Origin of the sequence: Limnohabitans sp., assembly GCF_044361985.1 — a bacterium.
Lineage (GTDB): Bacteria > Pseudomonadota > Gammaproteobacteria > Burkholderiales > Burkholderiaceae_C > Limnohabitans_A.
This window is the reverse complement of sequence record NZ_JBIKHV010000028.1, coordinates 1-21,455: the sequence shown is the minus strand read 5'-3', so window position 1 is coordinate 21,455 and position 21,455 is coordinate 1. Positions and strand designations below refer to the sequence as shown.

Genomic DNA, 21,455 nt, shown 5'->3' with positions numbered 1-21,455 from the left:
CCAACTTAAACCCAAGCAGGACCCTGTCATGAATGCCTCATTTCCTCGCCACTTGAACGCCGCTGTCGCCACGATTTTGCTGGTCACAGCCTCTGCCTGGGCGGTGCCCGCTGCCGCGCAAACCGCGTTTTCTGCCAACTTGGCCGGACACGCCGTGTTGCCCGCTTTGAGCCTGATCCCTGCACCCCAGGACGCCCCGGCGGACTTGCGGGTCAGCGGCAAATTCACCACTGGCCAGAGTGTCGACAAGATCGGCTACATCGACCTGGTGTTGCTGGAAGCGGGCGATTTTCTGAAAGCCCGCTGACAAGTGGGGCGGGCCATGGGTTCTGCCTGGACTGAATGCTTTGGGCGCGGATGAAGCTGGCATACTTCATCGGCCCTTTTGGCCCACTTTCCCATGCCACGTCCGATACAAGCCACCATCCACACCCAAGCCCTGCGCCACAACCTGGCCCGTGCCCGCCAGGCGGCGCCCGATGCGCAGGCCTGGGCGGTGGTCAAGGCCAATGCCTACGGGCACGGCATAGAGCGGGTGTTTGAGGGCTTGCGTGGCGCCGATGGTTTTGCTCTGCTCGATCTGGCCGAGGCAGAGCGGGTTCGGGCACTGGGCTGGCGTGGACCGATTTTGTTGCTCGAAGGTGCTTTTGAGGCCCGGGATCTTGAGCTGTGTTCGAGGTTGCACCTGTGGCACACCGTGCATTGCGATGAGCAGATCGACATGCTGGCCTTGCACAAGACGCACGAACCCCACCGGGTGTTTCTCAAGATGAATTCGGGCATGAACCGCTTGGGCTTTGCGCCCCAGCGTTACCGATCGGCCTGGACGCGCCTGAACGCCTTGCCACAGGTGGACGAAATTTCGCTCATGACCCATTTCAGCGATGCCGATGGCGTCAAAGGCATTGCCGAACAAATGGCCCGCTTTGAAGAAGCCAGCCGTGACCTGCCTGGCGAACGCTCCTTGAGCAACAGCGCCGCCACCTTGCGCCACGCTCAGAACGGCTCGGTCAAGGCTGACTGGATTCGCCCGGGCATCGCCGTGTACGGCAGCTCGCCTGACTTTCCCGAACACAGCGCTGAACACTGGCAGTTGCAACCCGCCATGAGTCTGAACGCCAAAATCATCGCCGTGCAGCCTCTGCAAGCCGGTGACAGCGTAGGCTATGGCTCAAGCTTTGTGGCTGACACCCCCATTCGGATCGGCGTGGTGGCCTGCGGTTATGCCGATGGCTACCCGCGCACCTGCCCAACGGGGACGCCCGTGCTGGTCGATGGCCTGAGGAGCCGCACCGTGGGGCGCGTCAGCATGGACATGCTGACGGTGGACCTGACAGGCCTGCCCAATGCTGGGGTGGGCAGCAGCGTCACACTTTGGGGGCGAGCGGCCAACGCCGCCGTGCTCAGCATCGACGAGGTGGCGCAGGCCGCAGGCACGGTGGGTTACGAGTTGATGTGCGCGCTGGCCCAACGTGTGCCTGTGGTGGTCGAAGAATGATCAGGCGACAAGTGCAAAACAGATTTTTGCGCCAGCATGCTACCCGTGTGACAAGCTGATCTTCCAGACGGGCCCACAATGGCTTCCCATGCTCCACCGCGCCCCGCTTCACCGATTTGACCAACGCGCCTTGGCCGTTGCCCTGGTTCTGGTTGTGATCTGGGGTGGTAATTTCACTTTGCAGAAGTATTTGTTCGGACTGATTTCGCCGGGCGGATTTCTCTGGGCCCGCTACCTGATCATGCCGGTGTGCGCGCTTTTTCTCATGCGTTGGCGTTTTGGGCGTTGGTTGCCGCCATTGCCCCGCAAGGACTGGATGCACATGGCCTGGGTCGGCTTCATTGGCCACTCCGTGCATGTGGGGCTAGTGACTTACGGAATTCACTGGTCCACGGCATTTTCGAGTTCGGTCATCCTGGCTTGCGGGCCGATTTTTACCCTGCTGATCTTGCGGCTGCAGGGCCTCGAGCGACTGAGCCTGCCGCAAATGGCCGGGGTGTCCCTGGCTTTTGGCGGGGTCCTGATGTTCTTGTCCGACAAGTTGTTGGGCGGTAATTGGCAGGCCGGCGGCGGCGATTTGGTTTTGTTGGTCGCAGCAGGCCTCTTTTCGTATTACACCGTGGCGGTCAAGCCCTTGATGGAGCGGCATGGCCCTGTGCTGACCATGGGTTATGCCACTTTGCTGGGCGGTATGCCGGTGATGCTGATGTCACTGCCTGCCGGCCTGGTGGCACCGTGGTCGGTGCTTGATTTTTGGGCTTGGGTGGGCTTGTTCTGGTCGATCATGGTGTCGGCCTTTGCTGGCTGGCTGGCCTGGGGCTGGATCAATACCGTGCGCGGCGTTGCCCGCACGGCGCCCCTGATGTATTTGATGCCGCCGATGGCCGGCTTGTTTGCCTGGGCTTTGTCGGGGGAGCAATACACCTTGATCAAAATCGCCGGTGCAGGTGTCACCTTGTTGGGTGTGGCGTTGGCGCAGTACGCCGGACAAATCAAGTGGCGATGGCGTTAAGGCTTGTTCAGCGCAGCCAGGTGTCGTAAGCGGTTTTGCAGATCAGCGCCAGTACCACCAGGATGAACACCTGGCGCACAAAGCCTGAGCCGTGCTTGAGCGCCAGGCGGGTGCCGATCAGGCTGCCCACGATGTTGGACACGGCCATGGCCAGCGCCAGATGCCACCACACATGGCCTTGTATGGCGAACAGCACCAGCGCAGAAAAATTGGTGGCCACATTGATGAGCTTGGCCGAGGCCGATGCATTCAAGAAGTCATAGCCCAGCAGCCGCACATAGGCAAACACCAGAAAACTGCCGGTGCCCGGACCAAAAAAGCCGTCGTAAAACCCGATCACCAGCCCGATGCCCGCGGCGATCCAGGCCTCTTGCTTGCCCGCAAAACGTGGCGCATGGCTGTGCCCCATTTCTTTTTTGGCCAAGGTGTAGACCAGCAGCAAGGCCAGCATGAAGGGCAAGGCTTTGCGAAACAAGGAAGGATCGACCTGAGTGACCGCCCAGGCCCCCACCAAGGAACCCAGCAAGCCGGCCCCTGCTGCGGGCAGCAAAGAACGCCAGGGCATGACCACCTTGCGGCTGTATTGCACGGTGGCAAAGGCCGTGCCCCAGATCGAGGCACTTTTGTTGGTGCCGAACAAGGTGGCCGGTGGGGCGCCCGGGAAAGTGGCAAACAGCACGGGCAGCAAAATCAGGCCGCCGCCGCCCACAATCGCGTCCACCAGCCCTGCCAGCAGCGAGGCCAGCGAAACAATCAGTAATTCCATGCGGGGGATTGTGGCACTGCGGCTTGGCCAGCCAGGCAAAAAAAAGCGCCGCTTGCGCGACGCTTGGAAAAGTACACCTCGTTCGGATGTTGCTTGCTGTTCGAGTTTTCAGGCTTCAGTTGTCTCCTCGGCCCTCGGGATGCAAGTACTGCTTTGCATCGAGTGGTAGCAATGTAAGTGACCGGGAGGGCCAATTTGCTCAGGGATTTCCCGACAATCGGGAAATCCCTGAGGCGGCATCTGCAGGCAGGGCTGCACATGATCTCAAGCCTTGACGGCATTCAAACCGTGACCCGGCGCGCGCTGTCTTCAGCGATCCATTGCGCGGCTTTTTCCGCAATCATCAGCGTCGGACTGTTGGTGTTGCCGCTGGTGATGGTGGGCATCACGCCCGCATCGACCACGCGCAGGCCCGTCACGCCCCGCACCTGCAAGCGTGAATTGACCACCGCCATCGGGTCATCGTCACGCCCCATGCGGGTGGTGCCCACCGGGTGAAAGATGGTGCTGGCAATGTCACCGGCCAGTTTGGCGAGTTCTGCGTCAGTTTGGTACTGCACCCCGGGCTTGAACTCCTCGGGTGTAAACGGTGCCATGGCCGCTTGCGCCATGATGCGGCGTGTCACCCGCAGACTGTCGGCCGCCACCTTGCGGTCTTCGTCGGTGGCCAGGTAGTTGGGGGCAATGGCCGGGGGCTGGTTGAAGTCCGGGCTGGTGATGTGCACCGTGCCACGGCTGGTCGGGTTCAAGTTGCACACGCTGGCCGTGATGGCCGGGAAGCTGTGCAGCGGCTCGCCAAAGGCGTCCAGGCTCAGCGGTTGCACGTGGTATTCCAGATTGGCGTGGGCCTGCGATGGGTCGCTCTTGGTGAACGCGCCCAATTGGCTGGGGGCCATGCTCATGGGGCCAGTGCGCTTGAGTGCGTACTCCATGCCGATCATGGCTTTGCCCCACCAATTGTTGGCCAGGGTGTTGAGGGTTTTGGCCCCCTTGACCTTGTAGACCGAGCGAATTTGCAAATGGTCTTGCAAATTGGCGCCTACACCGGGCAAGTCGTGTGCGACGGCAACGCCTTTGTCCTTCAGTAAAGCCGCTGGACCGATGCCAGAAAGCTGCAAAATCTGCGCCGAGCCGATGCTGCCCGCACTCAGGATCACCTCTTGTGTGGCTTTGACCTCGACCATCTCCTCGCCCGTCCAGACCCGCGCGCCAGTGCAGCGTTGCTCGCCATTGGCTTGGGTTTCCAGTGTCAACTGGCTCACCTGGGCTTTGTTCCAAAGCTCAAAATTGGGGCGTGAATAGCAGGTGGGGCGCAAAAAAGCCTTGGCCGTGTTCCAGCGCCAGCCCTTGCGCTGGTTCACATCAAAATAGGCCACGCCTTCGTTGTCGCCCCGGTTGAAATCGTCGGTGGCCGGAATGCCGGCCTGCTGAGCCGCTTGTGAAAAAGCGTCCAGTACATCCCAGCGCAGCCGCTGCTTTTCGATGCGCCATTCACCGCCGGTGTTGCGCCCGCGCAAGGTGTGCAGGTAGCCGCCTTTGGGCAGGTTGGTGGGCGCCAGTAACTCGGACTTGGCCCCTTTGGCCCCATGAAATTCGTTGGCGCCGTTGTAGTGGTCTTCGTGCAACTTGAAGTAGGGCAGCGTTTGGTCCCAGCGCCACGCATCGTCACCCGTCCACTGCGCCCATTGGTCGTAATCACGCGATTGGCCGCGCATGTAGATCATGCCGTTGATGCTGCTGCACCCGCCCAGCACCTTGCCACGTGGGTAGCGCAGGCTGCGGCCATTCAAACCCAGGGCGGGTTCGGTCTCGTACATCCAGTCGGTGCGCGGGTTGCCGATGCAATACAGGTAGCCCACGGGAATATGAATCCAGTGGTAATCGTCCTTTTTGCCGGCCTCGATCAGCAACACGCGTTTGCTGGCGTCGGCGCTCAAGCGGTTGGCCAGCAGGCACCCCGCCGTGCCGCCGCCGATGATGATGTAGTCGAAGGTGTTGTCGTTCATGTTGTTCTCTCCAGCCTCGGATTGTGACGGCACCGTCCCAACCCGCATTTCTCAGGCGCAGCGGCTGTGCTCCGATCTGACGGATTAAATCCAACATGTGCAGCGAGGGCGACGGGCCGGGGCCGTCGGGCCGATTTGCTGGCGCGAAGCGACTGATGAGGCCCAGCGGCCCCGGCCAGTCGCCCTCGCGGGAATAACAGCAAGCTGATTGATGCCGTGCTTACTTGGCCGTCGGCATCACAAACTCGGCACCTTTGCCAATGCTCTCGGGCCAACGCTGCATGATGGATTTTTGTTTCGTGTAAAAACGCACGCCCTCTTCGCCATAGGCGTGCATGTCGCCAAACAGCGAACGTTTCCAGCCGCCAAAGCCGTGCCAGGCCATGGGCACCGGGATCGGCACGTTGATGCCGACCATGCCCACCTGAATGCGGCGAGAAAACTCGCGCGCCACGTTGCCGTCGCGGGTGAAGCAGCTCACGCCGTTGCCGAACTCGTGGTCGTTGATGATCTGCACCGCGGTGCCAAAGTCGGGCACACGCACGCAAGACAGCACGGGGCCAAAAATCTCTTCCTTGTAGATCTTCATGTCGGTGGTCACGTGGTCAAACAGCGTGCCGCCCATCCAAAAACCCTGCTCGCAACCGGCACCGGCTTTGGCGCCATCAAACTCGCGGCCATCGACCAGCAACTTGGCGCCTTCGGCCACACCCACATCGATATAGCCCTTGATGCGCTGACGCGCCGCGTCGGTCACGATGGGGCCCATTTCAGCCGCCAGGTTTTCGCCATTGAGGACTTGCAGCGCCTGGGTGCGCTCAATGAGCTTGGGCAAGATCTTGTCAGCCACATCGCCCACCAGAACGGCCACCGAAATCGCCATGCAGCGCTCGCCCGCCGAGCCGTAGCCTGCGCCAATCAGCGCGTCCACGGTCTGCTCGATGTCGGCATCGGGCATGACGACCAAGTGGTTTTTCGCGCCGCCCAGGGCCTGTACGCGCTTGCCGTGGTGCGCACCGGTTTCGTAGATGTAGTTGGCAATCGGTGTGGAGCCGACAAAGCTGATGGCTTTCACATCGGGGTGGACCAACAGCGCGTCCACGGCTTCCTTGTCGCCTTGCACCACGTTGAACACGCCATCGGGCAAGCCGGCTTTTTTCAGCAACGCAGCCATGAACAGGGCGGGAGTCGGGTCGGTTGGGCTGGGTTTCAAGATGAAGGTGTTGCCCGCCGCAATGGCGACCGGGAACATCCACATGGGCACCATCACCGGGAAGTTGAAAGGCGTGATGCCCGCCACCACACCCAGCGGCTGGCGCAGCGTCCAGTTGTCGATGCCGGTGGAGACCTGATCGGTGAAGTCGCCCTTGAGCAGCTGCGGGATGCCGGTGGCAAATTCCACGATGTCGATGCCGCGCGAGACTTCGCCCTGCGCGTCGGTGAACACTTTGCCGTGCTCGGCGGTGATCATGTGGGCCAGCTCGTCCTTGTGCAGGTTAAGCAACTCCAGAAACTTGAACATCACGCGGGCGCGGCGCAGCGGCGGCGTGTCGGCCCAGGCCGGGAAGGCGGCTTGCGCCGCGGCCACGGCCTTGGCCACTTCGGCACTGTTGGCCAGGGCCACGCTGCCGGTCACGGCGCCGGTGGCGGGATTGGTCACAGGCTGGCTGCGGCCCGACGCGCCTTGGGCGACCTGACCGTTGATGTAATGGCCGATGTTCGTGATGCTCATGGGGGACTCCTTGTGGCTTGCGCCAGTGACTCGTGGATTTGTCTTTTGCAGTTGCCCACAGGGTGGGGCGCCTGCATTGCGTATTGCAGTGTAGGCACCCCCGCCAGCCACCGCAAGGGTCAAAGCCTGAACTGATTGTTCAAAATAGTGAACAATGTCCAGATGGAAGAGCAAAAAATCAACACCCTCTGGACCCACCTGCACTGGCTGAGCGTACTGGCCCAGCAAGGCAGCTACACGGCCGCCGCTGCCCGCCTGGGCGTGAGCAAGGCTGCCATGAGCCAGCGCATCGCCGAGCTGGAGCGGGCTGCCAAAGTCACTCTGGTGCAACGCACCACCCGCAGCCTGCGCCTGACCGAAGCTGGGCAAAGGCTGGTGGATGACACCCGGGCTTCGTTCGAGCAGATTGCGCAAAGCTTTGCCCAGGTGCGCGATCTGGCTGAGCAACCCGGTGGCTTGATCCGGGTGACCGCACCCGTGGCACTGGCCAGGCAGCAACTGGTGCCTTTGCTGGCTGATTTTTTGAAAGACTTTCCGGAGGTGCGCATCGAGCTGGACATGTCCGACCGCCTGAGTGCGCTGGCCACCGAAGGCTACGACCTGGCCATCCGCCACACGGCCCGCCCGCCCGACACCCATGTGGCCTGGGCGCTGTGCGATACCGAGTCGGTGCTGGTGGCCACGCGGGCCTACTTGCGCAAGCAGGGCGAGCCGCAAGCGCCGCTCGATCTGCAGGCACACAACTGCCTGCATTACCCCCGCTCGAACGACACCCCGGCCTGGGCGTTCGAGCCGCGCCAGCCTTCAGACGGTGGCGAGCGCATCACCGTGCCTGTGACGGGCAACTTTGCCGCCAACAACAGCGAAGCCTTGCGCGAAGCCGCCCTCACAGGCGCCGGCATCGCCCTCATGCCCGACTTCAGCGCCCAAGCGGCTTTGCGCCAGGGCAAACTGGTGCGCGTGTTGCCGGGCTGGAAACCCGTGGGGGCATTTGCCGAAACCATCTACGCCATCCGCCCCTATGCGCCGCATGTGCCGCGTGCGGTGACGGCGCTGGTGGGGCATTTAAAGAAGGGGCTGGCAGCTGGGTTTAGGGTTTGAAATCAGCATCAAAGCTTCTTTGTGCATGATTCGATGGGTCCTTGAGCGCACTTAGATCCCCCGCGCCAGCACTGGAAACAGCTTGTGCAGCCCATCCGCCATCACTTCGACCGCCAGCGCCGCCAGGATCAAACCCATCAGCCGGGTCATGACATTGATACCGGTTTTGCCCAAAATGCGGGCGATGGGCGTCGCCAGAGAAAAGCACAAGGCGGTGGCCAAGGCGATGACCACGCCGTAGCCGACCAAGGTGCCCAGTTGGGCGAAGTTCTTGGCTTTTTCGGCATAAATCACCACGGTGGACATGGTGGCCGGACCCGTCAAAAGGGGGATGGTCAATGGCACCACAGCGATGCTGGCGCCGATGGCGGCCTTGGCTTCTGCGTCGTGCACCTCGTCGGCATTGGCGCGGGCTTCGGCGGGTTGGGCGTTCAGCATCGACAAGGCGGCAGTCAGCAGCAACATGCCGCCACCGACCTGAAAACTGGCCAGCGAAATGCCGAAGAACTCCAGAATTTGCAGGCCCAGCAAGGCGCTGGCCGCAATCACCACAAAGGCACTGAAAGACGATACCCAGATGGTCCGCTTGCGTTGCGCTGGCGTGAACCCCTGGGTGTAATGGATGAAAAACGGCACGATGGCCAGGGGGTTGACGATGGCCAGCAGGGTGATGAGTGGTTTGAAGTCCATCAGCGCATTGTGCCGCGTCTCCTCAAAGGGGTGCTGCGGGAGTTCGCCGTCTGAACATGCCCCAGCCTTCCATGTGCAGCACTTTGTCGCCGTGCTGGTTGAACATTTCCCAGAGGGTGCGCGTCATGCCCACATCGGGCCGCTTGCCCATGGGTTTGGTTTCCAGAACGGTCGATTGCAGGCGCAGGGTGTCGCCCGGGTAGACGGGTTTTTGCCAGCGGATGTTTTCCAGACCTGGCGATCCCAGGCTGGAGGTTTCGTGCAGATGGTTGGTCACCATCAGCCGCATGGCCATGGCACAGGTGTGCCAGCCACTGGCCGAGAGGGCGCCAAACACCGAGGCTTTGGCCGCTTCGTCATCCAGGTGAAAAGGCTGTGGGTCAAACTGGCTGGCAAAGGCGATGGTCTCTTCGCGCGTGGGTGTGATGGTGCCCAGATCGTGCACTTGGCCTGCCGCCATGTCTTCCCAGTAGTACTTGATGGGGGTTGGGGTGTGTGCCATCAACGACCTCCCGAGATGTCCAGAAAACTCATGGTGGTGTAACTGGCACCGTCCGACAGCAACCAGACAATGCCCTCGGCCACTTCTTCGGCGGTGCCGCCGCGTTGCGCCGGCACCAGGTGTTGCAGGTCTTTCACGCGGTTGGGCAAGCCGCCTGAGGCATGGATTTCGGTTTCAATCAAGCCCGGGCGAACGGCGTTGACCCGGACGCCTTCGGCCGCCACTTCTTTGGCCAGGCCAATGGTGAAGGCGTCGATCGCGCCCTTGGCGGCGGCATAGTCCACGTATTGGCCCGGCGCTCCCAGCCTGGCGGCGGCACTCGACACGTTGACGATGCTACCGCCTTCGCCGCCGTGGCGAGTGCTCATGCGGCGCACGGCTTCGCGGGCGCAGATTAGGCTGCCGATCACATTGATGTCGAACATGCGTTTCCAGCGGGCCACGCTCATTTCATCCACACGGGCCGCGACGTCGACCACGCCCGCGTTGTTGACCAGGCCCGAGAGTCGCCCCAGTTTGGCGTCGATGTGCTCAAACATGCGCAGCACCTGGGCCTCGTCGGCCACATCGGCCTGAACCGACATGGCCTGTCCGCCTGATGCGCGGATCTGGCGCACGACCTCGTCGGCCGCCAGAGAGTTGGCGGTGTAGTTGACCGCCACAGACCAGCCCTTTTGGGCGGCCAAAAGAGCGGTGGCTGCACCAATCCCCCGGCTGCCACCGGTCACCAACAAGACCTTGTTCATCGTGTGTCTCCTGCAAAAATAGAGCATGCGGCGTTAGCCGCTGTTTGATAGCAAGATTACACAACACACAAGGAGACGCCATGGGTCGCACAGTGGACTATTACTTCGCCCCGCAAAGCCCCTGGGCTTATCTGGGCCACCAGAGACTGGCCGATATCGTGCAGCGCACCGGGGCCGCAGTGCGCGTGATGCCGATCGACTTGGGCGGCAAGGTGTTCCCGATCTCGGGGGGCTTGCCCTTGGGTCAGCGGGCACCACAACGACAGGCTTACCGCCTGGTCGAGCTGCAGCGTTTCAGCCAGCACCTGAACGTGCCTTTGAATCTAAAGCCCCAATACTTTCCGGTGGGCGGTGATGATGCAGCACGCCTGATCATTGCGGCCGATCTGGCATTGGGCAGTGCGGGTGCGATGGCCATAGCAGGCGCCATTTTGACGGCCTGCTGGGCACAAGAACGCAACATGGCCGATGACAAGGTTTTGGCCGACTTGCTCCAAGAGCAGAACCTGCCGGCCAGCCTGCTGGCGCAATCGCACAGCCAGGCAGTGCAGGAGCGTTACGAGGCCTGCACCCAGGCCGCGATTGACGCAGGGGTATTCGGCGCACCGAGCTACGTGCTCGATGGCGAAGTTTTTTGGGGCCAGGACCGACTCGACTTTGTTGAGCGTGCGCTGGCGCGCTGATTTGTATGGAACTTTTCGGAGAAAAAAATGGGAACCACGATTGAACTGAAAGCGGCCGATGGCAGCTTGGTGCCGGCCTACGAAGCGCGCCCTGCAGGCACCCCCAAGGGCGCTGTGGTGGTGATCCAAGAGATTTTTGGCGTGAACAGCCACATCCGTGCTGTGGCCGACGGCTATGCCGCCGAGGGTTACCTGGCCGTGGCGCCCGCCATGTTTCACCGCGTCAAGCCGGCGGTTGAGTTGGGATATGCCGAGGCCGACATGGGTGAAGGCTTTGGCTACAAAACGGCGGCCGAGGCGTTGCCTGCGCCGGGAGTGATGCAAGACATTCAGGCTGCGATCGACCACGCGGCCAAGGCGTCAGGGGGCAAGGTGGGGGTGGTGGGTTACTGCTGGGGCGGCTTGCTGACCTGGCGCGCCGCCTGCACTTTGAAGGGCCTGAGTGCAGCGGTGCCGTACTACGGCGGCGGTGTGACCAGCCCGGCTGAAACGGCTTGCCAGCCCGCAGTGCCTGTGTTGGCGCATTTCGCGGAGGAAGACACATGGATTCCTATGGACACGGTGCACGCCTTTCAAAAGGCGCACCCTGAAGTGCAGGTGTACACCTACGCGGCACACCATGGTTTCAACTGCGACCAGCGGGGTTCTTGGCACGCGCCGTCGGCGCAACTGGCTCGAGAACGCAGCTTGGCGTTTTTCAAGCAACAGCTGGGCTGATCAATCCCCCGTGCGCGCCAAGTAGCGTTTGCGCCAGAACACCAGCCCCATCGATGTGGCGACCAGGCACATGCCCCCCAGCGTCCACCAAAAACCGCTGACTTGATGCAGCCAGGGCATGAATTCGAAGTTCATGCCGAATATGGCCGCAATCAGGTTCAGGGGCAAGAAAATGGCGGTCAACGCCGTCAGGGTGCGCATGATGTCGTTGGTGCGATTGCTCTGCACGTTGAAGTGCATTTGCACGGCCGTTTCGGTGTTGTGCTCCAGTCGGCGCACGTGTTGCACCACCCGCTCGATGTGCTCCAGCACATCGCGGCTGCGGATTTTGAGCAGCTCATGCTCTCGCAATGCAGCGCTGTCTTTGCCAATGCCCCAGTTGTCCAGTGACTCGGTCCAGGTCTGTACGGCGGTGCGTTGGTCATCGCACAAGGCTTCCAGCTGGTGCAGTGCCAAACGGGCTTGCAGCAAGGCATCCCAGCGGTTGAACCGGGTGCGCGGGTTGAGCAACTCGGCTTGCCAATGGTCGAGTTGGCGGCTCAATTCACGGCGCAAATCGAGGTAGCTGTCCACCATCTGGCTGATGATGCGCAGCATCATGTCGGCTGGGCTGGCGGGCACACCCCGTGCGCCGGCCGAACGCAGGTCGGCTCCTTCGGTGGCTTGTGCAGCAGGCAGCGTGCTGGCCAGCAACCGACTTGCGTACGCTTCGCGAACGGCACAGTCGGCGGGGTGGACGCTCAGGAGAACCCGATCAAACACCGCGAACCCCACCGGGCTGGTGTCCATGCGGTGCAGCACGGGCGGGCCGGGGCGTTTGCCCTGAAGCCTCAAGGCGCCGGAGGCCTTGGCTGGGGCGCTGTCGCTGCGCTGGGCCAGTCGCCTGAACACCATCAGGTCGTAGTGTGAGCTGTAGTCGAAGCGGGAGGGCAAGTGGGCGTTCAGCAGGTCTGAAACGTGCAGGTCCACCAAGGGCTGGCCCGTGAGCTGCTCCAGGGTTTTTTGCACCAACGCCAGTTCTGCCTGAAAGTGTTCGCGCGAACAGGCCATCCACACGTAACCGTTTTCTGGCAACGCCTGCGGCAGCGCTAAACTGGCCTGAACCTGGTTGCCCTTGACCGTGAAGACCCGCATCCAGGGCTCAGCTTTGGCGAATCAAGCGTGCGGCGTCGCGGGCAAAGTAGGTCAGCACACCGTCTGCCCCGGCGCGCTTGAAGGCCAGCAGGCTTTCCATCATGACCAAGTCGTGGTCGAGCCAGCCATTTTGTGCGGCCGCCTTGAGCATGGCGTACTCGCCCGACACCTGGTAGGCAAAGGTGGGCACCTTGAACTCGTCTTTGACACGCCGCACGATGTCCAGATAAGGCATGCCGGGTTTGACCATGACCATGTCGGCGCCTTCCGCCAGGTCCATGGCGACTTCGCGCAGGGCTTCGTCGCTGTTGCCGGGGTCCATCTGGTAGACCTTTTTGTTGCTCTTGCCCAGATTGCCCGCCGAGCCCACAGCGTCACGGAAGGGGCCGTAAAAGGCGCTGGCGTACTTGGCGCTGTAAGCCATGATGCGGGTGTGGATCAGGCCACGCGCTTCGAGCGCCTGACGGATGGCACCGATGCGCCCATCCATCATGTCACTGGGTGCCACCATGTCCACACCGGCTTCGGCTTGGGTCAAGGCTTGCTGCACCAGCACGGCAGTGGTTTCGTCATTCAGGATGTAACCCGTCTCATCAAGCAAACCGTCCTGGCCGTGGCTGGTGAAGGGGTCCAGGGCCACATCGGTCATCACCCCCAGCTCTGGAAAGCGGGTTTTCAGCGCGCGCACCACCCGAGGCACCAGGCCCTCGGGGTTCATGGCTTCCTTGCCCGTGGGGTCTTTGAGTGACGGGTCGATCACCGGAAACAGCGCCATGACGGGGATGCCGAGCTTCACGCAGTCTTCGGCCACAGGCAGCAGCAGGTCCAGCGACAAACGCTCGACACCCGGCATGGAGCCCACTTGCTGGCGCTGGTTTTGGCCGTCCAGCACGAACACGGGGTAAATCAGGTCGTGCGGCGTGACCTGGTTTTCGCGCACCAGATTGCGTGTGAATTCGTCACGGCGCAGGCGCCGTGGGCGGCTTGAGGGGAAGGGGGCAACAGGGTTCATGCGGAAAATTGTGCCTGAAGTCTGGCCCCAGCCCCCAAAAAGACTGTCCGCAAAGTGTCTTGGTGTGGCGCGCTGCCGATAACCAACAAAAACCACATAAAAGATGAAATTGAACTTGTTAATGGTTTTGTTATTTGATAAATTGACCGTGGGCAGCTTGCTGCCTCCCGCTTTTCCTCCCTGAGCGGGGCCTTGAAGCGTTGACGCGGAAGGGCTTACCACCCTCAGCCTATGGCTGGGGGTTTTTTTTGCCTGGGCAAGCGGTGGGTGCTTGCCCAGCGATCTCTGACTACACTTGAGTCATGCTCTGGATCAAAGCCCTTCACATTGTTTTCATTGCCAGCTGGTTTGCTGGGCTGTTTTATTTGCCGCGTATTTTTGTCAATCTGGCCATGGTGGCGCCGGGTTCGGTGGCAGAGCGGGAGCGCTTGCTGCTGATGTCGCGCAAGCTCTACCGGTTCATGACCATCCTGGCCATTCCCGCCTTGTTGCTGGGCCTGTGGCTTTGGCTTCACGTCGGCATTGGCCAAGGCCAAGGCTGGATGCACGCCAAATTGCTGATCGTGCTGGCCTTGCTGGGGTATCACCACAGCTGCGGGGTGTTGTTGCGCAAGTTTGAAAAGGGCCAGATGCAGCGCAGCCACGTCTGGTTTCGCTGGTTCAACGAAGCGCCGGTGCTGATGATGCTGGTGACCGTCATCTTGGTGGTGGTCAAGCCGTTTTAAGGGGCTGACATGCGCACAATCCACTTGCGCAAAACGGCCGCATGGCCTTTGGTGTGGATTTACGCCCTCCTGATCGTCTACGCCAGCTTGTACCCCTTTGACAACTGGCGCATTCAAGGCATTGCACCCTGGGCTTTTCTGACAGCCCCCTTGCCACGCTATTGGACGGGCTTTGACGTTTGGTCCAACGTGGTGGGGTACGCACCCTTCGGGTTTTTGCTGACTTTGGCGCTGCACCGCACCCGGCGGCGATGGCCCGCGATTGCCTTGACCACCTTGGCGGCGGCGGTGCTGTCCATGTCGATGGAGTCGATGCAAATGTTTTTGCCCGTGCGCGTGCCCTCCAATGTGGATGCAGCGCTCAATATTTTTGGGGCTTTCACTGGGGCTGTCAGCGCTCGCGCTTTGGAGCGGGTGGGTCTGCTGGACCGCTGGAGCCGTTTCCGTGACCGCTGGTTTGTGTCCGATGCCAGTGGCGCACTGGCTTTGCTCGCCGTATGGCCTTTTGCGCTGCTGTTCCCGGTGCCTGTGACCTTTGGTCTTGGGCAGGTGTTGGAGCGGCTGGAGGCCGGGTTGGCCCATGTGCTGGCAGATTCCCCCTTGCTGGAATGGTTGCCTTTGCGCGAGGTCGAGTTGCAGCCCTTGCTGCCCGTGAGCGAAATCCTGTGTGTGGCCATCGGCTTGTTGATGCCCTGCTTGCTGGCTTTCGGGGCCTTGCGTCTGTGGGGCCAGCGCATCGTTGTGGCGGCGCTGTTGGTGTTGATGGGGTTCACGGTCAGCGCTTTGTCGGCTGCGCTCACCTATGGCCCGGTCCACGCCTGGGATTGGGTCAGTAGCGAGGTGCTGGCGGGCTTGGTGGTGGCGATCTTGGGCATGGCGGCGATGTCGTTTTGCACGGCGCGGGTCTGCTGGGTGCTGGCCCTGGCCGCTTTGGTGTGGCAACTCAGCTTGCTCAACAACGCATCGGCCGATGCTTACTTTGCCTTGACCTTGCAAACCTGGGAGCAGGGCAGATTCATCCGTTTTCATGGCCTCATCCAGTGGCTGGGGTGGTTGTGGCCTTACGCCTTGCTCGCTTATTTGGTGAGCCGCTTGTCATCGCCTGGCCATGCGGCGGATGTGTGATCAGGTCCCAGCCTAAAATTCGACCATGACCAACGAAAACTCCAGCCCTTACTTCAAGCGGCACATCTTTTTTTGCCTGAACGAGCGCAAAAACAACGAGGCCTGCTGTGCCCAGCAAGGCGCCCAAGACGCTTTTGACCATTGCAAAAAACGCGTCAAGGACTTGGGTCTGTCGGGGCCTGGCCAGGTACGCGTCAACAAGTCGGGTTGCCTGGACCGTTGTGCCGGCGGTCCCGTGGCTGTCGTCTACCCCGAGGGTGTTTGGTACAGCTACGTGGACCAGGCGGATATTGACGAGATTGTCGAGTCGCACTTGAAGAATGGCCAGGTCGTTGAACGACTGGTCACCCCAGAGCACCTGGGGCGCTGATGAATTCAGCCACCCAAGCCATGCGCTTGCAAGGGGCAGACGGCGCCATTGAGGCCCTGTGCGACACCCCTGAAAACGGCGCTTTTCAAGGTACGGCGGTCATCGCGCATCCCCACCCCTTGTTCGGTGGAACCATGCAAAACAAGGTGGTGCAAACCTTGGCCAGGGCGTTTGTGCAGTGCGGCTGGCAGGCCGTGCGCTTCAACTTTCGGGGCGTGGGCGCCAGCGCGGGCACTTACGACGAAGGCCGTGGTGAGGCGGCAGACATGCTGGCCGTGATCCGGCAGGTGGCCCCAGAGGGGCCCTTGGCCCTGGCCGGGTTTTCTTTTGGGGCGTTTGTCACCAGCCAGGCGGCTCAGACCTTAGCGCCCGAGCGCCTCGTTGACAAACTGGTGCTGGTGGGCACCGCAGCTTCGCGTTTTGAGGTGGCGCCGGTCCCGCCCGAGTTGCATGCACAAACTTTGGTTTTGCATGGTGAACAAGACGACACCGTGCCGTTGGCCAGCGTGCTGGATTGGGCCCGGCCCCAATTTTTACCCGTCACGGTGATCCCTGGGGTCGAGCATTTCTTTCACGGACAATTGCCCCTTCTTAGAGCCTTGGTGGTCCGCCACCTGCGTGCCTGAACTTGATGGACGGCGCCCCCCTGACTTGGGGCTGCCAACGACAAAAAGACCTCTACCCATGACCCCATTTGTGAAAAACCTGGTCGCCACCTTGTTGGCGGCCCTCTGTTTCAGTGCCCAGGCACAAATGCCGCAACCGCCTGAAGTGGCGGCCAAGGCTTATTTGCTGATCGATGTCACAGCCAACCAGGTGCTGGCGGCGAAAGACCTGGACATGGCCGTGGAGCCCGCTTCGCTGACCAAGTTGATGACAGCTTATTTGGTGTTTGATGCCCTCAAGTCCCGCAAGATCGACCTCAAACAAACCTTGCCCGTCTCCGAGCGGGCCTGGAAGATGCCGGGTTCACGCATGTTCATTGACCCCAAAATGAGGGTGCCCGTGGAGGACCTGATCAAGGGCATGATTGTGCAGTCGGGCAACGACGCCACGGTGGCGCTGGCCGAGGGCGTGGGCGGCAGTGTCGAGCGCTTTGTACAACTGATGAACGACCAGGCCAAAGTGCTGGGCATGAAGAACTCCAGTTATCGCAACCCGGAGGGGCTGACCGAAGCGGGGCACATCACCACGGCGCGCGATCTGGGTATTTTGGCCACCCGTTTGATGCGCGACTTTCCCGACTATGTCCCCTACTACGCGATCAAGAAATACCGTTACGAGGGCACACCTGCGGCCAATGACAGCAACCGCAATCTCTTGCTGTTTCGCGATCCTTCCGTGGATGGCCTGAAAACCGGGCACACCAACGCTGCCGGGTACTGCTTGGTGGCCACCGCCAAGCGTGAATTTGCCAACATCGGGTCAAGACGTCTCTTGACGGTCGTGCTGGGTGCTGACAGTGAAAACGCCCGTGCCAACGAAGGCCAGAAACTGCTCAATTGGGGCTACACCGCCTTTGATGCGGTCAAACTCTTTGAAGCTGGGCAACCGGTGGTGAGCCCCGCCTTGTGGAAGGGCAAAACCCCTGTTTTGAAGCTGGGATCTTTTCAGCCTTTGATTGTTTCCGTGCCTGCTGGCACCGCCGCCCAGATCAAAACCCGGGTGGCCCGTCCGGACCCCTTGGTGGCACCTTTTAGCAAAGGGCAAGCCGTGGGCACCTTGCAAGTGATGCGCGGGGACCAGCCCTTGTTTGACGTGCCCCTGGTTGTCCTAGAGTCCGTGGAACAAGCCGGCGTGATGGGCCGCGCCTGGGATGCGTTGCGCCTGTGGATCAAGTGAAAATCAGCAGCAAACCGGTATTGATTTCCGGATAAGTTGCCACCAACCCGCTAGGCGGTTATACTGGCGGGCTTTTCCGCTTTTGGGGCGGAGAAGTTTCTTTTGTCAATTTCCAAACGTTTAGGGACGTTTTAAACAATGCCAACCATCAATCAATTGGTGCGTCAGGGGCGCGAGGTCGAAACGACCAAGTCAAAAAGCCCCGCGATGCAAAACTCTCCACAGCGTCGTGGTGTCTGCACCCGTGTGTACACCACAACGCCTAAAAAACCCAACTCCGCCTTGCGTAAAGTTGCCAAAGTGCGCTTGACCAACGGTTTTGAGGTCATCTCCTACATCGGCGGCGAAGGCCACAACCTGCAAGAACACTCTGTGGTTCTGGTGCGCGGTGGTCGTGTCAAAGACTTGCCAGGTGTGCGTTACCACATCGTTCGCGGTTCGCTCGACTTGCAAGGCGTGAAAGACCGCAAGCAGTCTCGCTCCAAGTACGGTGCCAAGAAGCCAAAGGCCAAATAAGCTTTTGTCGGTTTGAATTTTTCGGTGCTGTTTCCTGCGTGGCGCAGTGATTCAGCGAAGTGACCCGAAACCCGGAATTGTCCAGGTGGGTCGAGTAAGTGAATGCTTTGAATGGCATTCGCGGTGTCTGAAAAGATACCAACTGAAGCAATTAAGAGGTGAAATATGCCACGTCGTCGCGAAGTCCCTAAACGTGAAATCCTGCCGGATCCCAAGTTCGGCAACATCGAGTTGTCCAAGTTCATGAACGTGATCATGGAAGGCGGCAAAAAAGCTGTCGCTGAGCGCATCATTTATGGCGCGCTCGAAAATATGGAAAAGAAAACAGGCAAAGACCCTGTGGAACTCTTCTCCATCGCCATCAACAACGTCAAGCCCATGGTGGAAGTGAAATCCCGCCGCGTGGGGGGTGCGAACTACCAGGTGCCTGTTGAAGTGCGCCCTGTTCGCCGTTTGGCCCTGTCGATGCGCTGGATCAAGGAAGCCGCTCGCAAGCGCGGTGAGAAGTCCATGGCCCTGCGTTTGGCCAACGAGTTGCTCGAAGCCAACGAAGGTCGTGGCGGCGCCATGAAAAAGCGCGATGAAGTGCACCGCATGGCTGAAGCCAACAAGGCGTTCTCGCACTTCCGCTTCTGATCCACTTGGGCTTCATAACGAAGTCCGACATCGTCAGAAGCCAGCCCGCTTGCCCTACAAGGGGTGGCGGGCTTTAGTACATCATCATCGGAGAAATTTATGGCTCGCATCACCCCCATCGAGCGTTACCGCAACATTGGTATTTCGGCGCACATCGACGCTGGCAAGACCACAACGACCGAACGTATCCTGTTTTACACCGGCGTGAACCACAAGATTGGTGAAGTGCACGACGGCGCTGCCACCATGGACTGGATGGAGCAAGAGCAAGAGCGTGGCATCACGATCACCTCGGCTGCCACCACCTGTTTCTGGAAGGGCATGGATGGCTCTTTCGAAGACCACCGCATCAACATCATTGACACCCCCGGCCACGTCGACTTCACGATTGAAGTCGAGCGCTCCATGCGTGTCTTGGACGGCGCTTGCATGGTTTACTGTGCTGTGGGTGGCGTGCAGCCCCAGTCTGAAACCGTGTGGCGTCAGGCCAACAAATACAAAGTGCCACGTCTGGCCTTTGTGAACAAGATGGACCGCACCGGTGCCAACTTCTTCAAAGTCGTCGAGCAGATGAAACTGCGCCTGAAGGCCAACCCTGTGCCGATCGTAATCCCAATCGGTGCCGAAGAGCATTTCACCGGTGTGGTCGATCTGCGCAAGATGAAGGCCATCATCTGGGACGAAGCTTCCCAAGGCATGCAGTTCACTTTTGAAGAAATCCCGGCCGACCTGCTCGAGGTGGCCAAAGAGTGGCGCGAGAAGATGGTGGAAGCCGCGGCCGAAGCCTCTGAAGAACTCATGAACAAGTACCTCGAAGAAGGTGACTTGACCGAAGAGGAAATCACGCAAGGCCTGCGCATTCGCACCATCAACAGCGAAATCCAGCCCATGTTGTGCGGTACGGCTTTCAAGAACAAAGGCGTTCAGCGCATGCTGGATGCGGTGATTGAACTGATGCCTTCACCTTTGGATGTGAAAGCCATCAAAGGCTTTGACGAAGACGAAAAAGAAATCATCCGCAAAGCCGATGACGGAGAAAAATTCTCTGCGCTGGCGTTCAAGTTGATGACCGATCCGTTCGTGGGCCAATTGACCTTCGTGCGCGTGTATTCCGGCGTGCTGAAAAAAGGCGACACCGTGTTCAACTCGGTGCGCGGCAAGAAAGAGCGCATTGGCCGTATCGTTCAGATGCACGCCAACAACCGAGAAGAAGTCGATGAAATTCGTGCGGGCGACATCGCTGCTTGCGTGGGCTTGAAAGACGTGACCACAGGTGAGACATTGTGCGATCCAAACGCCATCATCACGCTCGAGCGCATGGTGTTCCCGGACTCCGTGATTCGTCAAGCCGTTGAGCCAAAGACAAAAGCTGACCAGGAAAAAATGGGCATTGCCTTGTCGCGTCTGGCTGCTGAGGATCCATCCTTCCGCGTGCAAACTGACGAAGAATCGGGTCAGACCATCATTGGTGGTCAGGGCGAACTGCACCTGGAAATCATCGTTGACCGCATGAAGCGTGAATTTGGTGTGGAAGCCAACGTGGGCAAGCCTCAAGTGGCTTACCGCGAGACCATCCGCAAGACCGTCGAAGAAGCCGAAGGCAAGTTCGTGCGTCAATCTGGTGGTAAAGGCCAATACGGTCACGTGGTGCTCAAGGTTGAGCCACAAGCGCCAGGCAAAGGTTTTGAGTTCGTCGACGCCATCAAGGGCGGCGTGGTGCCTCGCGAATACATCCCGGCGGTCGAAAAAGGCGTGATCGAAGCTTTGGGCCAAGGCGTGTTGGCGGGCTACCCTGTGGTGGACGTCAAAGTCACACTGCACTTCGGTTCGTACCACGATGTGGACTCCAACGAAATGGCCTTCAAGATGGCCGCCATCTTTGGTTTCAAAGAAGGTTGCCGCAAAGCCCAGCCCGTCATCCTGGAGCCCATGATGGCCGTGGAAGTCGAGACACCCGAAGACTACGCCGGCAACGTGATGGGCGACTTGTCCTCACGCCGCGGCATGGTTCAGGGCATGGACGACATGATCGGTGGCGGCAAAGCCATCAAGGCCGAAGTGCCGTTGTCTGAAATGTTCGGTTACTCGACCACCCTGCGCTCCATGTCGCAAGGTCGTGCCACCTACACGATGGAATTCAAACACTACGCGGAAGCCCCGCGCAACGTGGCTGAAGCCATCGTCGCTTCAAGGGCCAAATAATGACCAGTGTGCCGGACCAAATTCGCCCCAGCGAATTTGCTCGGGCACCTCAAATTAAGACCAGTGTGTCGGACCCAATTCGCCCAGCGAATTTGCTCAGGCACCTCAAATTAAGACCAGTGTGCCGGACCAAATTCGCCCCAGCGAATTTGCTCAGGCACCAATGACTAGATAAGAAATAGTCAGCTCTGAAAATTCAGAATCTGTCTGCGATCAAGTGCCACTCTGTGCCCGTGCTGAGTGATCAAGCAACCTGATGCAAACATTAAACCAACACACGGGCATTGCTCTTTTTAAGGATTGAAAAATGGCTAAAGAAAAATTTGAACGGACCAAACCCCACGTCAACGTGGGCACCATCGGTCACGTTGACCACGGTAAAACCACACTGACAGCTGCCATCACCACCGTGTTGGCCGCCAAGTTCGGTGGTTCGGCCA

At 60.2% G+C, this 21,455-nt stretch carries 23 protein-coding genes; 15 read left to right on the top strand and 8 right to left on the bottom strand.

Annotated features, from left to right (window positions below; all coding sequences use genetic code 11):
• Positions 1-28: 28 nt before the first annotated feature.
• The 3 genes from ACIQ3A_RS07060 (at position 29) to ACIQ3A_RS07050 (ending at position 2,510) form a co-directional block, all read left to right on the top strand.
• A complete protein-coding gene (locus ACIQ3A_RS07060; RefSeq protein ID WP_396431043.1) occupies positions 29-307 on the top strand; it encodes a hypothetical protein in 279 nt (92 codons plus the stop codon).
• Between the two features lie 93 nt (positions 308-400).
• Complete coding sequence (gene alr, locus ACIQ3A_RS07055; protein WP_396431042.1) at positions 401-1,498, top strand: alanine racemase; 1,098 nt, start codon at positions 401-403, stop codon at positions 1,496-1,498.
• Positions 1,499-1,586: 88 nt separating this feature from the next.
• Positions 1,587-2,510 (top strand): DMT family transporter, encoded by a 924-nt coding sequence (locus ACIQ3A_RS07050; protein ID WP_396431041.1) that lies wholly within the window; start codon positions 1,587-1,589, stop codon positions 2,508-2,510.
• 7 nt (positions 2,511-2,517) lie between these two features.
• Here ACIQ3A_RS07050 and ACIQ3A_RS07045 read toward each other — a convergent pair whose 3' ends face one another.
• The 3 genes from ACIQ3A_RS07045 to ACIQ3A_RS07035 form a co-directional block, all read right to left on the bottom strand.
• A complete protein-coding gene (locus tag ACIQ3A_RS07045; protein ID WP_396431040.1) occupies positions 2,518-3,276 on the bottom strand; it encodes a sulfite exporter TauE/SafE family protein in 759 nt (252 codons plus the stop codon).
• Positions 3,277-3,557: 281 nt separating this feature from the next.
• Positions 3,558-5,282 (bottom strand): GMC family oxidoreductase, encoded by a 1,725-nt coding sequence (locus ACIQ3A_RS07040; RefSeq protein WP_396431039.1) that lies wholly within the window; start codon positions 5,280-5,282, stop codon positions 3,558-3,560.
• Positions 5,283-5,502: 220 nt separating this feature from the next.
• Complete coding sequence (locus ACIQ3A_RS07035; protein WP_396431038.1) at positions 5,503-7,014, bottom strand: CoA-acylating methylmalonate-semialdehyde dehydrogenase; 1,512 nt, start codon at positions 7,012-7,014, stop codon at positions 5,503-5,505.
• A gap of 162 nt (positions 7,015-7,176) precedes the next feature.
• Here ACIQ3A_RS07035 and ACIQ3A_RS07030 point away from each other — a divergent pair, with 162 nt between their 5' ends.
• Positions 7,177-8,115 carry a LysR family transcriptional regulator gene (locus ACIQ3A_RS07030; RefSeq protein ID WP_396431052.1) on the top strand — a complete coding sequence of 313 codons (939 nt, stop codon included), beginning with the start codon at positions 7,177-7,179 and terminating at the stop codon, positions 8,113-8,115.
• Positions 8,116-8,166: 51 nt separating this feature from the next.
• Here ACIQ3A_RS07030 and ACIQ3A_RS07025 read toward each other — a convergent pair whose 3' ends face one another.
• The 3 genes from ACIQ3A_RS07025 to ACIQ3A_RS07015 are packed head-to-tail and all read right to left on the bottom strand — an operon-like array spanning position 8,167 to position 10,053.
• Positions 8,167-8,805 (bottom strand): MarC family protein, encoded by a 639-nt coding sequence (locus ACIQ3A_RS07025; RefSeq protein WP_396431037.1) that lies wholly within the window; start codon positions 8,803-8,805, stop codon positions 8,167-8,169.
• A gap of 22 nt (positions 8,806-8,827) precedes the next feature.
• Positions 8,828-9,307 (bottom strand): MaoC family dehydratase, encoded by a 480-nt coding sequence (locus ACIQ3A_RS07020; protein ID WP_396431036.1) that lies wholly within the window; start codon positions 9,305-9,307, stop codon positions 8,828-8,830.
• Positions 9,307-10,053 carry an SDR family oxidoreductase gene (locus ACIQ3A_RS07015; RefSeq protein WP_396431035.1) on the bottom strand — a complete coding sequence of 249 codons (747 nt, stop codon included), beginning with the start codon at positions 10,051-10,053 and terminating at the stop codon, positions 9,307-9,309. The genes ACIQ3A_RS07020 and ACIQ3A_RS07015 overlap by 1 nt, the downstream gene beginning before the upstream one ends.
• A gap of 80 nt (positions 10,054-10,133) precedes the next feature.
• Between ACIQ3A_RS07015 and ACIQ3A_RS07010 the strand changes: the two genes are divergently transcribed.
• Both ACIQ3A_RS07010 and ACIQ3A_RS07005 read left to right on the top strand, forming a co-directional pair.
• Positions 10,134-10,736 (top strand): 2-hydroxychromene-2-carboxylate isomerase, encoded by a 603-nt coding sequence (locus tag ACIQ3A_RS07010; protein WP_396431034.1) that lies wholly within the window; start codon positions 10,134-10,136, stop codon positions 10,734-10,736.
• A gap of 27 nt (positions 10,737-10,763) precedes the next feature.
• A complete protein-coding gene (locus ACIQ3A_RS07005; protein WP_396431033.1) occupies positions 10,764-11,453 on the top strand; it encodes a dienelactone hydrolase family protein in 690 nt (229 codons plus the stop codon).
• Here ACIQ3A_RS07005 and ACIQ3A_RS07000 read toward each other — a convergent pair whose 3' ends face one another.
• Both ACIQ3A_RS07000 and hemB read right to left on the bottom strand, forming a co-directional pair.
• Positions 11,454-12,587 (bottom strand): magnesium transporter CorA family protein, encoded by a 1,134-nt coding sequence (locus ACIQ3A_RS07000; protein ID WP_396431032.1) that lies wholly within the window; start codon positions 12,585-12,587, stop codon positions 11,454-11,456.
• A gap of 7 nt (positions 12,588-12,594) precedes the next feature.
• Positions 12,595-13,599 (bottom strand): porphobilinogen synthase, encoded by a 1,005-nt coding sequence (gene hemB, locus ACIQ3A_RS06995; RefSeq protein WP_396431031.1) that lies wholly within the window; start codon positions 13,597-13,599, stop codon positions 12,595-12,597.
• Between the two features lie 302 nt (positions 13,600-13,901).
• On the opposite strand from hemB, the gene ACIQ3A_RS06990 reads away from it, so the two are divergent.
• The 9 genes from ACIQ3A_RS06990 to ACIQ3A_RS06950 all read left to right on the top strand — a co-directional run.
• Positions 13,902-14,324 carry a CopD family protein gene (locus tag ACIQ3A_RS06990; protein ID WP_396431030.1) on the top strand — a complete coding sequence of 141 codons (423 nt, stop codon included), beginning with the start codon at positions 13,902-13,904 and terminating at the stop codon, positions 14,322-14,324.
• Between the two features lie 9 nt (positions 14,325-14,333).
• Positions 14,334-15,449 (top strand): VanZ family protein, encoded by a 1,116-nt coding sequence (locus ACIQ3A_RS06985; protein ID WP_396431029.1) that lies wholly within the window; start codon positions 14,334-14,336, stop codon positions 15,447-15,449.
• 25 nt (positions 15,450-15,474) lie between these two features.
• Positions 15,475-15,819, top strand: coding sequence for a (2Fe-2S) ferredoxin domain-containing protein (locus ACIQ3A_RS06980; RefSeq protein ID WP_396431028.1), 345 nt, complete (start codon positions 15,475-15,477; stop codon positions 15,817-15,819).
• Complete coding sequence (locus tag ACIQ3A_RS06975; protein WP_396431027.1) at positions 15,819-16,445, top strand: alpha/beta hydrolase; 627 nt, start codon at positions 15,819-15,821, stop codon at positions 16,443-16,445. The genes ACIQ3A_RS06980 and ACIQ3A_RS06975 overlap by 1 nt, the downstream gene beginning before the upstream one ends.
• Before the next feature lie 58 nt (positions 16,446-16,503).
• The gene (locus tag ACIQ3A_RS06970; RefSeq protein ID WP_396431026.1) at positions 16,504-17,661 is read left to right on the top strand and encodes a D-alanyl-D-alanine carboxypeptidase family protein; all 1,158 of its coding nucleotides are present in this window, start codon (positions 16,504-16,506) and stop codon (positions 17,659-17,661) included.
• A 138-nt stretch (positions 17,662-17,799) separates the two neighbouring features.
• Positions 17,800-18,177, top strand: a complete 378-nt coding sequence (rpsL, locus tag ACIQ3A_RS06965; protein ID WP_066708835.1) for a 30S ribosomal protein S12 — start codon at positions 17,800-17,802, stop codon at positions 18,175-18,177.
• Positions 18,178-18,342: 165 nt separating this feature from the next.
• Positions 18,343-18,813 (top strand): 30S ribosomal protein S7, encoded by a 471-nt coding sequence (rpsG, locus tag ACIQ3A_RS06960; protein WP_108408193.1) that lies wholly within the window; start codon positions 18,343-18,345, stop codon positions 18,811-18,813.
• A 99-nt stretch (positions 18,814-18,912) separates the two neighbouring features.
• Positions 18,913-21,015: an elongation factor G gene (gene fusA / locus ACIQ3A_RS06955; protein WP_396431025.1), complete on the top strand. Its 2,103-nt coding sequence runs from the start codon at positions 18,913-18,915 to the stop codon at positions 21,013-21,015.
• A 307-nt stretch (positions 21,016-21,322) separates the two neighbouring features.
• Positions 21,323-21,455, top strand: a 133-nt coding sequence (locus ACIQ3A_RS06950; RefSeq protein ID WP_233252117.1) for a GTP-binding protein, incomplete at its 3' end; no start/stop codon positions are given.

Excerpts from the sequence above, each read along its gene's own strand:
- ACIQ3A_RS07060 (WP_396431043.1), top strand. The coding sequence starts at position 29 with ATGAATGCCTCATTTCCTCGCCACTTGAACGCCGCTGTCGCCACGATT.
- alr (WP_396431042.1), top strand. The coding sequence starts at position 401 with ATGCCACGTCCGATACAAGCCACCATCCACACCCAAGCCCTGCGCCAC.
- ACIQ3A_RS07050 (WP_396431041.1), top strand. The coding sequence starts at position 1,587 with ATGCTCCACCGCGCCCCGCTTCACCGATTTGACCAACGCGCCTTGGCC.
- ACIQ3A_RS07045 (WP_396431040.1), bottom strand. The coding sequence starts at position 3,276 with ATGGAATTACTGATTGTTTCGCTGGCCTCGCTGCTGGCAGGGCTGGTG.
- ACIQ3A_RS07040 (WP_396431039.1), bottom strand. The coding sequence starts at position 5,282 with ATGAACGACAACACCTTCGACTACATCATCATCGGCGGCGGCACGGCG.
- ACIQ3A_RS07035 (WP_396431038.1), bottom strand. The coding sequence starts at position 7,014 with ATGAGCATCACGAACATCGGCCATTACATCAACGGTCAGGTCGCCCAA.
- ACIQ3A_RS07030 (WP_396431052.1), top strand. The coding sequence starts at position 7,177 with ATGGAAGAGCAAAAAATCAACACCCTCTGGACCCACCTGCACTGGCTG.
- ACIQ3A_RS07025 (WP_396431037.1), bottom strand. The coding sequence starts at position 8,805 with ATGGACTTCAAACCACTCATCACCCTGCTGGCCATCGTCAACCCCCTG.
- ACIQ3A_RS07020 (WP_396431036.1), bottom strand. The coding sequence starts at position 9,307 with ATGGCACACACCCCAACCCCCATCAAGTACTACTGGGAAGACATGGCG.
- ACIQ3A_RS07015 (WP_396431035.1), bottom strand. The coding sequence starts at position 10,053 with ATGAACAAGGTCTTGTTGGTGACCGGTGGCAGCCGGGGGATTGGTGCA.
- ACIQ3A_RS07010 (WP_396431034.1), top strand. The coding sequence starts at position 10,134 with ATGGGTCGCACAGTGGACTATTACTTCGCCCCGCAAAGCCCCTGGGCT.
- ACIQ3A_RS07005 (WP_396431033.1), top strand. The coding sequence starts at position 10,764 with ATGGGAACCACGATTGAACTGAAAGCGGCCGATGGCAGCTTGGTGCCG.
- ACIQ3A_RS07000 (WP_396431032.1), bottom strand. The coding sequence starts at position 12,587 with ATGCGGGTCTTCACGGTCAAGGGCAACCAGGTTCAGGCCAGTTTAGCG.
- hemB (WP_396431031.1), bottom strand. The coding sequence starts at position 13,599 with ATGAACCCTGTTGCCCCCTTCCCCTCAAGCCGCCCACGGCGCCTGCGC.
- ACIQ3A_RS06990 (WP_396431030.1), top strand. The coding sequence starts at position 13,902 with ATGCTCTGGATCAAAGCCCTTCACATTGTTTTCATTGCCAGCTGGTTT.
- ACIQ3A_RS06985 (WP_396431029.1), top strand. The coding sequence starts at position 14,334 with ATGCGCACAATCCACTTGCGCAAAACGGCCGCATGGCCTTTGGTGTGG.
- ACIQ3A_RS06980 (WP_396431028.1), top strand. The coding sequence starts at position 15,475 with ATGACCAACGAAAACTCCAGCCCTTACTTCAAGCGGCACATCTTTTTT.
- ACIQ3A_RS06975 (WP_396431027.1), top strand. The coding sequence starts at position 15,819 with ATGAATTCAGCCACCCAAGCCATGCGCTTGCAAGGGGCAGACGGCGCC.
- ACIQ3A_RS06970 (WP_396431026.1), top strand. The coding sequence starts at position 16,504 with ATGACCCCATTTGTGAAAAACCTGGTCGCCACCTTGTTGGCGGCCCTC.
- rpsL (WP_066708835.1), top strand. The coding sequence starts at position 17,800 with ATGCCAACCATCAATCAATTGGTGCGTCAGGGGCGCGAGGTCGAAACG.
- rpsG (WP_108408193.1), top strand. The coding sequence starts at position 18,343 with ATGCCACGTCGTCGCGAAGTCCCTAAACGTGAAATCCTGCCGGATCCC.
- fusA (WP_396431025.1), top strand. The coding sequence starts at position 18,913 with ATGGCTCGCATCACCCCCATCGAGCGTTACCGCAACATTGGTATTTCG.